We start from the raw sequence: 10,951 nt of genomic DNA, 5'->3' as shown, positions 1-10,951 counted from the left end.
TCCGATCTTTCAGCGCTATTCTGCATGTGGGCGGGGAAAAATTTTTCCTAAGCCTGTTTGACAGCCACGGCAATTACAGAGGCCAGCGGCATAATTCAGGGTGTGCTGCCGGCACCGGTGCATTCCTCGACCAGCAGGCCGGACGGATTCATCTGCAGGGATCGGCAAATATTTCATCCCTGGCCCTTGAAAACAGGGACCAACGCCCGGATATTGCCACCCGGTGCGCGGTGTTTGCAAAGACAGATCTGATCCATGCCCAGCAGCAGGGCTATGATCTTAAACAGATCTGTGACGGGCTTTGCTACGGGCTTGCCCGAAATATTGCCAACACCTTGTTCAAGCAGGATATCCCTACAAAAGACATCATATTCTGCGGCGGTGTTTCCAAAAACAATGCCGTTAAAAAACATCTTGAATCCATTATCGGCAAATCCCTTGTCAAAGGCGAACATGCCCTGGTTTACGGGGCCATGGGCGCAGCACTGTGTCTTGCTGATGAAATAACGAAATCCCACGTTCCTGCCCGGTCATTGAATGATATCAGCACGTTTTTCCTGGACCGAGAAAAAACAAAAGGTTTGCTTAATCCGGCCCTTGATCTTACCCTGTCTGATTATCCTGACTTTTCATCCGTTACACCCCTTGATTTTGAATCCGTTGAAATTGAACTTTTCAAACCCATTGGTTGCGGCTCTGCGATTAAAGGCTTTTTAGGGCTTGATGTGGGTTCCACCAGCACCAAAAGTATCATTACCGATCAGGATGGTGAGCCGGTTGCCGGATTTTATACCCAAACCGCATCAAGACCTGTGGAAGCTGTCCAGCGCATATTTAAGGCCTGTGATCATCTAATGGTTGAAAAAAAGGTTGTTTTCCGGATACAGGGGTGTGGAACCACAGGTTCCGGCCGGCGCATTTCCGGTAAAATCATTGGTGCGGACCTGGAACCCGATGAGATCACGGCCCATGCCACCGCAGCCGTGAATCTTCACCCGGATGTGGATACCATCATTGAAATCGGGGGCCAGGATGCCAAGTTTACCCTCGTAAAAAACGGCCAGGTTACGTCATCGGTCATGAATGCGGTATGTGCCGCAGGTACCGGCAGCTTTATTGAGGAACAGGCCATGCGCCTTAACTGCCCGTTATCCGAGTATTCCCACAGAGCAGAGGGCATTGCGGCACCTGTATCCAGTGACCGGTGCACTGTTTTCATGGAAAGGGATATTAATTATTTTTTTGCCGAGGGGTATGGAAAAAACGAAATTCTGGCATCTGTACTTCATTCGGTACGCGATAACTACCTGACCAAGGTCGCCAATATTGCCCAGATCGGTGACCGGGTCGTGTTCCAGGGGGCCACTGCCCGAAACCGGGCACTTGTGGCAGCCTTTGAGCAGAAATTGAATAAGCCCATCCATGTATCCCGGTACTGCCACCTCACCGGTGCCCTTGGCATTGCCCTGATGGTCAGGCAGATGAAGGAAAAAGGCGAACTGTCCCAATCGGGCTTTAGGGGTTTTCATCTGTGGAAAGAAACAATTCCTGTGCGTCAGGAGGTTTGCCGGCTTTGCACCAACCAGTGCAAAATCACCATTGCCGAAGTTAAAGGAGAAACTCTTGCCTATGGATTTTTGTGCGGCAGGGATTACCAGACTAAAAAACGAGTTAAGTCTTCCGGTCTTTATGATCTTTTCGAACTTAGAAAAACGGTACGCCCCAAGCCCCTGCCCGGGCGACCTGTCTTGAAAAACAATGGGAAAAATATAACCATCGGCCTTCCCAATGCCCTTCACATGGTCCAGGACCTTGATTTCTGGCAGATTTTTTTCAATGAAATAGGATTACCTGTGAAGATCAGCCGCAATTGCACTGATCCTGTCAAACAGGGCAAACAGATTGCCGGAGCCGAATTCTGTGCGCCTGTCCTTGCGCTGCATGGTCATGTGCGCTTTCTTGAGGATAAATGCGATTATATTTTTCTGCCCTTTTATTTTGAAGACAAAACCAGTGAAAAAGGTTTACGACGTCACCACTGCTACTATACCCAGTTTGCACCGTCAGTTTTAAGCGCCTTGACAAACCAGGGCAAAATACTGTCTCCCATAGTCAGATATCTGTATACAAGCTTTCATACAAAAATGCAGCTATATGACACATTTAAAGAAATCAACACAGATCTCTCCTTTATTGACATATCTTCTGCCTGGGATCGGGCCCTATCTGGCCAAAAAAGCATGGAGAGCGCCCTTGCCGGGCTGTGGGCGTCCCAAGGATCTGACAGCAGAGCGAATGTGCTGCTGCTTGGCCGTCCATATACGGTTTTATCTTCTGCCATGAACAATAATATCCCAGGCATTTTTGCCAATCTGGGCATAAAAACATTCTTCAATGACATGATTGATCTGGAAGGCATTGATTATTCGCCCATTGAACCATTGCTTAAGCAGATTCACTGGAAACATGCGGCCCAAAATCTAAAAGCCGCTTTCGTTGCCGCCACAACCCAAAACCTCTATCCGGTTTACATTTCATCTTTCAGATGTGCGCCTGATGCCTTTGCCGTGGATTACTTCAAGGAGATCATGGCATCGGCAAACAAGCCTTATCTTTTGCTGGAACTAGATGAACACGACTCCAGTGTGGGATATGAAACCCGTATTGAGGCTGCTGTCAGGGCTTTTGAAAATCACAGGCAACAGGATCAGCCCGCTCAAACCATAGATGCGTCTTTATTTACCCCCAAATTTGATAAAACCATTGAACAGAAAACAGTAATTTTCCCCAACTGGGATGCCATCACAGGCCACCTCATTGTCAATATCATCAAAAATGAGGGGTACAATGCCATATTGATGGAAGAGAGCCAGGAAACCCTCAAAAATGCACTTTTGACAAATACCGGCCAGTGCCTGCCTTTAAATGCCGTGGCATCTGGTTTTATCCATACCGTTAAAAAAAACGGGCTTGCCCCGGAAAACACGGTGTTATGGCTGAATCAATCCGATATTTCCTGCAATATAAAAATGTACCCCTACCATATCCAGAAAATTCTTACCCGCCATGGAAAAGGTTTTGAGAAAGCCAGGGTCTACTTAGGGGAACTTTCTCTTTTTGACCTGGGGCTCAAGGCGTCAACCAACACCTATTTTGCCTATATGTTTGGCGGACTTTTCAGGAGCATCGGCTGCAGAATCAGGCCCTATGAGATAAATAAGGGGCAGACCGATACGGCGTTGTATACCGTCTGTTCCATCATGGGCACGGCATTTCTCACGGGCGGATCAAAGGAAAAAGCCCTTAAGGAGATCATGTCCATATTTGAACAGATCCCTGTGAAAAAAGAGACACGACCCAAGGTGGGAATATTCGGGGATCTGTATGTCAGGGACAACCGGATAATGAACCAGAATTTGATCCAGTTCATTGAGGATAATGGCGGAGAGGTGGTGACCACGCCTTATTACCAGTATGTAAAAATCATAGCCAATGCCTATTTTAAAAAATGGTTCAAGGAGGGCAAATACCTAAGCCTGATTTCAAACAAGGCCCTTCTGGCAGCCGTAAAAACAATGGAAAAAAAATATTATCCATTTTTTGCGCCGTTTTTCAATGAAACAGAACTCAGTGTGAATGCATCTTATGACCATATCCTTGAAACTTACGGCATGCTGCCCGAGCATACCGGCGAATCCATGGATAATCTGCTCAAAATCCACTATATTGTAAATGAACATCCGGATCTGGCACTTCTGGTGGCTGTCAATCCGGCATTTTGCTGTCCAGGCCTTGTCACCGAGGCCATGGCCTCACAGATTGAAAAAAAAGTCGGGGTGCCGGTCATCAATATTACCTATGATCTGTCCGGAGGCAACAAAAATAAGGTGGTGGTGCCTTTCTTGAAATATTTAAGAACCCCCCCCTATTCCAAGAACCGGATGGCCTTTGTCTGTGTCTGACGCTTAGCCGGCAGGTACTCCTTGATTTCAGGATATCTTTTTATAAAGTCATTTTGAAATTCAATGCGTTTGACATTGAACCGGCTGTGGGAGTCAACAGCCCTGCGGTAACGCAGATAGTATTCATCATAATTTTTTAGGTGGGCCGCACTTTCCTCCTTGGTTATGGCGTCGAAATTCTGGTAACAGAAACGCAGCAGAATTTCAAAATTATCCAGATAGTTTTCAAGGCTTTCAAAGTACTGAATCACGATGCGGTTATTGTAGTATTTTTTGATTTCATACACCCATTGCAGATCCTTTTTAAGAAAAAAACCGCGATGCCTGTCCACGAACTCAACCATTTGTTTAATGGCGGCCTGGTTATCATAAATAGTCTGGCGAAGTTCGCCCATAAATACAATAATTTGCTCAAGCTTATTTGTTTTTGACTGAACCTTGGACTGCTGCTCAAATTCAACAAAATCCTTATCCAGGTTATGGGTGGTCTGTTTAAGGATTTCACTGTAGCGAATAAGCTGCCGGGTAACAGGAGGCAAATTCACATATTTATATTTTGCATTCATTTTGGAATAAATAAAGATTTCGCCGGCAGTTACAAGGGAAAAGCAGGCCAGAAAAATCAACAACAAAATTAGGCTGTTACCTTTTCTGGATTTAACTATGAAATACGGGGTGGTTACAGGCGCTGCAAATACAATTGCAGCCCACCATTTAGGAAGGCTTCGATGTTTGCATTCTAAGAATATCAGGCCGGATAGAATAAAAATAAAAGGGAAATAAATATAATACACGCGTTAAAATTTCCTATTGGGGTTAATTTTTCCTATGGGTCTTAATGGTATAACCAAAGCCGTCAGATTGCAGTGTAACAGCACCCATCAGATCCGTTCGAAAAACGATGATCCTGTTTCGTCCATACCGCTGTAAAACCGTCCGGCAGGGGAACTTATGTTTGTTCATATATCCGCATGATATTATTACGCCTGCCGGGCTTACTTTATCAAGAAAAATTTTACTTGAACTGGAACAGCTGCCATGGTGGGGTGCCATAAGGATATCGGATTTAAGCCTGAAATTCTTTGTATGCGCAAGTTCCCTTTCCCTTTTCCCCTCAATATCGCCTGGAAAAAGCATGGAAAAAGATAAAAAATCGAGCCGGGTAACAAGACTGTTGTTATTGCGGTTGTCAGCCAAGTCGCCGCTTTTTCTGCCAAGAATACTTATCTTGACCTGATCCCATGAAAACCGGCTGGGATCAGAGTCAGGGACATGAATTTTGATACCTTTTTTTTCAACGGTATGCATTATATTTTCAAAAAAAGCAGATGAAAACGTATCATGATTTTTTATCCATTGTCTGACCCTGAAGTTTTCGAAAATAAAATAAAGGCCATTCATGTGATCAGAGTCCGGATGTGTCAAAATGACTGCATCAAGTGCCAGAATCCAGTTCTTCCACAAGAAGGGACCCACAATATACCGGCCGGTGTCAAAACTGGAACGTCCGCCAAATCCTCCGGCATCAATGAGCAGGGTTTTTCCGTCAGGTGCAATGATAACAGCTGCATTGCCCTGCCCTACATCTAGGGTATGCACCACAAGTTTTCCCGGATAAAATCTTTTTAACACCCCCTGGCCTGTGGATACCATGCCTGCCACAGTCAGAAGAAAGGTCAGGTATATCAACGCCTTGTTCTTTTCCATAATTGCAAATCCAATGCAAAGTATCAGTGCATAATAGATAATAATTTCAATTGGACGTGGTGTAACAACCCTGGCCCAGGTCCAGTCAAAACCGGTAATCCAATGAATAGCCTGGAGACAATATGAAAGAATGTGGACATCTAACGTTAAAAAAAATTGGGACAGGCCAGGCAGAAAATCCATAAACATCAGTCCTGCCAATCCCAAGGGAAGGCATAAAAAGCCGATTACAGGAACCATGATAAGGTTAGTCCCCACCTGGACCATGGGAAAGATATTGAAATAAAAGGCGGTTACAGGGGCTGCGCCAATTCCTGCAAACACGGTTGTAAAAATCATTAAAGAAACCCTTTTGATCCATTTATTTTCAGGCATGCCCAAGGTTTTCCCAAGGAAAATAAAACCTGAGATAATAAAGAAAACACAGGCAAATGAGAGTTGAAAAGAGATGGAGAATAAGGCCCCGGGATTAATAATAAGAATCAGACTTGCAGCAACGTAAAGGGTGTTTAAAGGATCTTTTTCCTTTTCCATGAGAAAGGCCGTTAAAAAGACCGCTGTCATGATCAACGCTCTTTGGGTAGATGGTGAAAACCCGGCAAAAAAGGCATAGGCAGTCAAAGGCAAGAGAATTAGAACCCCTGCTGTTTTTTTTGCACGGCCTGTTATGACATAAGAGGGTTGCCGGTTTAATATAAATATAAAAATAGAAAAAAAACCAAGTCCGACAAGGGACATGTGCAAGCCTGAAACAGCTAAAATGTGTGAAAGCCCTGCTTTGGAAAAATTATCACGGATTTTTTCATGAATCATCTCTTTTTGCCCGGTAACCAGAGCTGTAAGCACAGCCCTGGCCTGGTTGGAAAAAAAATCAGGCGGCCTGTCATCTGTAATTTTGGCGGCTTTGGCAACATTGTTCGAAAAGCGGCCCTGGGTCCTTTGCAGAAATCGCATGCCCCGGGCAAATAAACTGCTGTTAACCTTGCCTGTCTGCACAATGGTGTTCGAATTTGCATAAATGCTCCCGGTTATGCCTCGAAGACGCATCCTGAATTCATAATCATACCCACCGGGGTTGAAAAAATTGCGTATGGCCCTGATTTTTGAAGTAACAATAATGTGTTCGCCAAAAAACAGGGACGGTACAGGTTGGGTGTTGGAATCATGGTACAGGGTTAAACTCAATTTCCCTTCAGCCGGTGTCACAAACGTATTATCAGCACAGACACCAGTGCAATCCATCGTGTATCTGGTTTTATTTTGATATTTTTTAGAAATAGAATTAATGACGCCTGAGATACGGTAGGTTTCACCGTTGCAAAATCTGACAATATGCTGATCAGAATAATCGCTGGTGCAGATACCTGCCATGCGAAACACTGTCAATCCGAAAGCCGCAAGGCATGATAGAAAAATAAATTTATCGGGCTTGGATAGCATAAAGACAATTGCGGCAAGCAGACACACCGCAATATAGTAGACCCAGGGCGGGACCGGTGTACAGCAACCTGCTAGGACACCGGCTATAAAGGACAGGAGGACAAAAAACATTGGCGCAAGTGTTAACTTATGCCTTGTGTTCACTTATGCCCTCCTTGGATAAAAATTATGTCAGGATGAGATTCTTTTAATATCTGCGCCCAGACTTTCAAATTTCTTTTCAATGGTCTCATAACCCCGGTCCATGTGATAAACACGGCTGATGACAGTGGTGCCTTGCGCAATCAAACCTGCAATCACAAGGGACGCACTGGCACGAAGATCCGATGCCATAACAGGAGCGCCCTGAAGATGGGGCACGCCCCGGACGTTGGCTATATTTCCGCCGGAAATTTTGATATCAGCACCCATGCGCAGCAATTCATTGGCGTGGATAAACCGGTTCTCAAAGATGGATTCATGAATCACGCTGTTGCCCTGGGCAATGGTCATCAATGCCATGAACTGGGCCTGCATGTCTGTGGGAAATCCAGGATACGGCAGGGTTTTAATGTCAATATTTTTGATCGTTTCGCTACCTTTAATATGTATCTTATCCTCAAAAGTCTCAACTAACGCCCCTGAGACCTTAAGTTTGCTGATAACGCCGCCTAGATGATCCGGTACACAGTCACGGATTATCACATCTCCCCGGGTGGCTGCGGCAGCCGCCATAAACGTGCCTGTTTCAATCCGGTCCGGTATTACACGGCAAGTCGCACCATGGAGGCGACTTACCCCGTCAATGGTGATAATAGGGGTACCGGCACCACTGATTTTTGCCCCCATCCGGTTCAATGCGTCTGCCAGACACACAATTTCAGGTTCCCTTGCCGCATTCCTCAGCTTGGTTTGACCCTTGGCTAAAACTGCGGCCATCATAAGGTTTTCCGTACCGGTTACCGTGGGGATGTCAAAATAGACTTCATTTCCGGTCAAACCGCCTTCTGCCTTGGCATCAATGTATCCGCTGTCAATTGAAATGGTGGCACCCAGTGCTTCAAGACCGGAAAGATGCATATTTACAGGACGGGCGCCAATGGCACACCCTCCGGGCATGGAAACCTTGGCCCGGCCAAACCTTGCCACAAGCGGACCTAATACCAGAATAGAGGCCCGCATCTTTCTGACCAGTTCATACTCAGCCTCTATTTTATCGATCCCGGACCCGTCAATAGTAAATGTGTGACCTTCAAATTCGCAGGACGCTCCAAGATCTTCAAGCAGCATACGTATTGAAGAGATGTCCATCAACCGGGGTACATTTTCAAATGTGGATACCCCATCCACGAGAAGACTTGATGCAATAAGTGGAAGCGCAGCATTTTTGGCTCCGCTGATAAAGACCTCACCTTGTAGCTGCCGCCCCCCGTTGATTTGTATTTTATCCATTAAATAATTTCATTCCTGACTTGAAAGGAGGATTAATAGTTGAAAAAGTGCTGACAATAGCTCACGCTACCATCTTAAATATTAATAAATATTGGCGTTTTTATCATATAATTTTACGTTTTAAAACATGTTTTGCCGCAAGAAATTTTATTTTTACCGTACTCCGGGAATAATTACTGGATTCAACGACACGTATCCTTGCAAGTTTTGCAAAGTATGCGTACTATCGATACACTGAAAAGGCCGTAGGAAGGCCTTATGTAGATTTTTTTTAGCTCTGACTTTAAAATTATGCAGAACAAATGTATTCGTCCTGGCACAAAAACCGTACTGGTTACAGGTGCAACAGGTTTTCTTGGCCAGATTATCTCAATGGCTTTATGCCAATATGGTTATCAAGTTATTGGAACCAGCCGGTCGGAAAGCCCAAAGCAGGCGGCCGTAAAAAATTTTGAATACATAAAAGCCGACATTTCGGATACAAAGATGCTGGGTAATATCTGTAATGACAAGCAACCGGATGTGATTGTTCACTGTGCAGGGATTGCTCACCAAAGGACGTTTTGTCCTCTACCAGATGTCTTGTATGACAAAATTAATCATCATGCATCCATGAATCTTGCTAAGATCGGCGGAAAAACCAATCCAAATCTTTATTTTATTCTTTTATCTTCAATCTGTGTATATGGTGAAAATGGTGGCATGAATTTTGATGAAGCTGATCAATGCAATCCGATCAGTGCATATGCAAAAAGCAAACTGGAGGCGGAAACCAAACTTAAGGCCTTGTTTGAAACCGGATGTATCAGAAAACTGGATATTCTCAGATTAGCACCGGTTTATGAAGCTGACTGGCGCATGAATTTGGAAAAACGGATCTGTGCACCTGGAAAATGGTTTTATTTTAGGTATGGCTCTGGCCAACAAAGACTTTCTGTTCTTGCGCGAAAGAACCTGGTTGATTTTATCCGATACCGTGTTATAGCTGACAATTCAAAGCGCACCTGCCGTATTATGAATATCTCTGATCCTGAACCCTGCTCTTTTAATGAAATGATCCGCGTTATGAATTCAAAATCAATTGATTACAGGAAGCCTGTCTTTACAGTCCCATTGAAATTAATTAATATAGCAAGCCAAATAGCACAATTTTGTTTTCCAAGTAAAAAACAGTTTATTTCTTCCTGCCACCATAAACTTGTCCGGGACATAGTAATTAATAATCAACGCATGTTGGAAACAGGATTCAAGCCTAAATACACAATAGAAAACATATTTGAAACAAAATAAGAATGAAAGAAATTATATTAATATTTTTATCCTTTTTTTTAGGCCTTGCAGGTGCCTGGGCCCTGATCTGGTTTGGGGAACGAATCGGCATGATGGATCTTCCAAACGAAAGAAGTTCCCATAACAAAAAAATCTGCAAAGGGGCAGGAATCGGTCTTCTTTTTGCTATTCTGGTTGTGTCATTTTTTTTAAAAATAGCTCATTTTTTATGGTTACCATCTCTGGCTGTTTCTGTTGCAAGCCTTTGGGGAGGAGATCGTTACAAACTAACTGTAAAACAGCGATTATTTGTTCATTTTGGTTGCAGCCTATACTTCCTTTTATTTTTATCTGAAACCATAAAAATGGGAGGCGCTTTTTATTTGCTATGCATTCCTCTGGCCGTATTTATTGTAGGCACTTCAAATTTTTACAATTTTATGGACGGAATTGATGGGATTGCGGGGATAGCCGGTTTGATTGGTTTTCTTTTGCTGGCAAATTACGGTAAATGCATCAATGCAGATCCCAATTATATTACCTTCTGTGTATGTATCTCTGCTTCTTGTATCGGTTTTCTTTTTTTTAATTTTCCAAAAGCAAAAGTCTTTTTAGGGGATGTTGGCAGCATTTTAATAGGATTTATTTTTTCCTGCTTAACCATTTTACTGGCCCATTCTGCAATGGATTTTTTAATTATGTCTGGATTTATATTTCCATTTTATATTGATGAGATATCTACAATGGTGGTCCGCATAAAAGATAAAGAGCCACTTATTATTGCGCATCGACGACATATATATCAATTACTGGCTAATGAAATGAAAACTCCTCATTGGCTTGTTTCAGTAGGATATGGGATTTTTCAAGCTATTGTCGGCCTGTCATTAATGGCAGTTAAACCCTTAGGGATATCGGCCATTTTTACGACCTATTTCATATATTCAATATTATTTATAGTAATATCTTTATTTATCCGTTTTAGGTTCTGTTGACATTTTAACGTAACCATATTAAAGCGGCAGCAAAGCGAACAAAATACATATAATTTTGGCTCATGTTGCGTTTCAAGGTCTTATTTGACCAAAAGCTCGACAAGCGAATGGAGCAAGGCCTTTCCTCGCTTGCCAGCGTTATGAACG

Annotated in this window: 6 protein-coding genes; 3 read left to right on the top strand and 3 right to left on the bottom strand. The window is 43.6% G+C overall.

Annotated elements, in window-relative coordinates; all coding sequences use genetic code 11:
• The coding region (locus AB7U36_RS10450) for an acyl-CoA dehydratase activase (RefSeq protein ID WP_428159721.1) at positions 1-3,962 on the top strand (3,962 nt) is incomplete at its 5' end.
• On the opposite strand, the gene AB7U36_RS10445 is transcribed toward AB7U36_RS10450, so the two are convergent.
• The 3 genes from AB7U36_RS10445 to murA all read right to left on the bottom strand — a co-directional run bounded on the left by AB7U36_RS10445 (position 3,926) and on the right by murA (position 8,540).
• Positions 3,926-4,528 (bottom strand): hypothetical protein, encoded by a 603-nt coding sequence (locus AB7U36_RS10445; protein ID WP_428159720.1) that lies wholly within the window; start codon positions 4,526-4,528, stop codon positions 3,926-3,928. The genes AB7U36_RS10450 and AB7U36_RS10445 overlap by 37 nt on opposite strands.
• A 250-nt stretch (positions 4,529-4,778) precedes the next feature.
• Entirely contained in the window at positions 4,779-7,253 is a 2,475-nt protein-coding gene (locus AB7U36_RS10440; RefSeq protein WP_428159719.1) for a DNA internalization-related competence protein ComEC/Rec2, read from the bottom strand.
• Positions 7,254-7,280: 27 nt separating this feature from the next.
• Positions 7,281-8,540, bottom strand: a complete 1,260-nt coding sequence (gene murA, locus AB7U36_RS10435) for a UDP-N-acetylglucosamine 1-carboxyvinyltransferase (RefSeq protein ID WP_428159718.1) — start codon at positions 8,538-8,540, stop codon at positions 7,281-7,283.
• Between the two features lie 291 nt (positions 8,541-8,831).
• Here murA and AB7U36_RS10430 point away from each other — a divergent pair, with 291 nt between their 5' ends.
• Together AB7U36_RS10430 and AB7U36_RS10425 are read left to right on the top strand one after the other, a co-directional pair.
• On the top strand, positions 8,832-9,830 hold the full coding sequence (locus AB7U36_RS10430) for an NAD-dependent epimerase/dehydratase family protein (protein WP_428159717.1): 999 nt from the start codon (positions 8,832-8,834) through the stop codon (positions 9,828-9,830).
• 2 nt (positions 9,831-9,832) lie between these two features.
• Positions 9,833-10,804, top strand: coding sequence for a UDP-N-acetylmuramyl pentapeptide phosphotransferase (locus tag AB7U36_RS10425; protein WP_428159716.1), 972 nt, complete (start codon positions 9,833-9,835; stop codon positions 10,802-10,804).
• Positions 10,805-10,951 lie beyond the last annotated feature (147 nt).

It is taken from the genome of Desulfobacter sp. (genome assembly GCF_050177295.1).
Note: the sequence above shows the minus strand (reverse complement) of the source record. Positions and strands in the feature narration are given on the sequence as shown.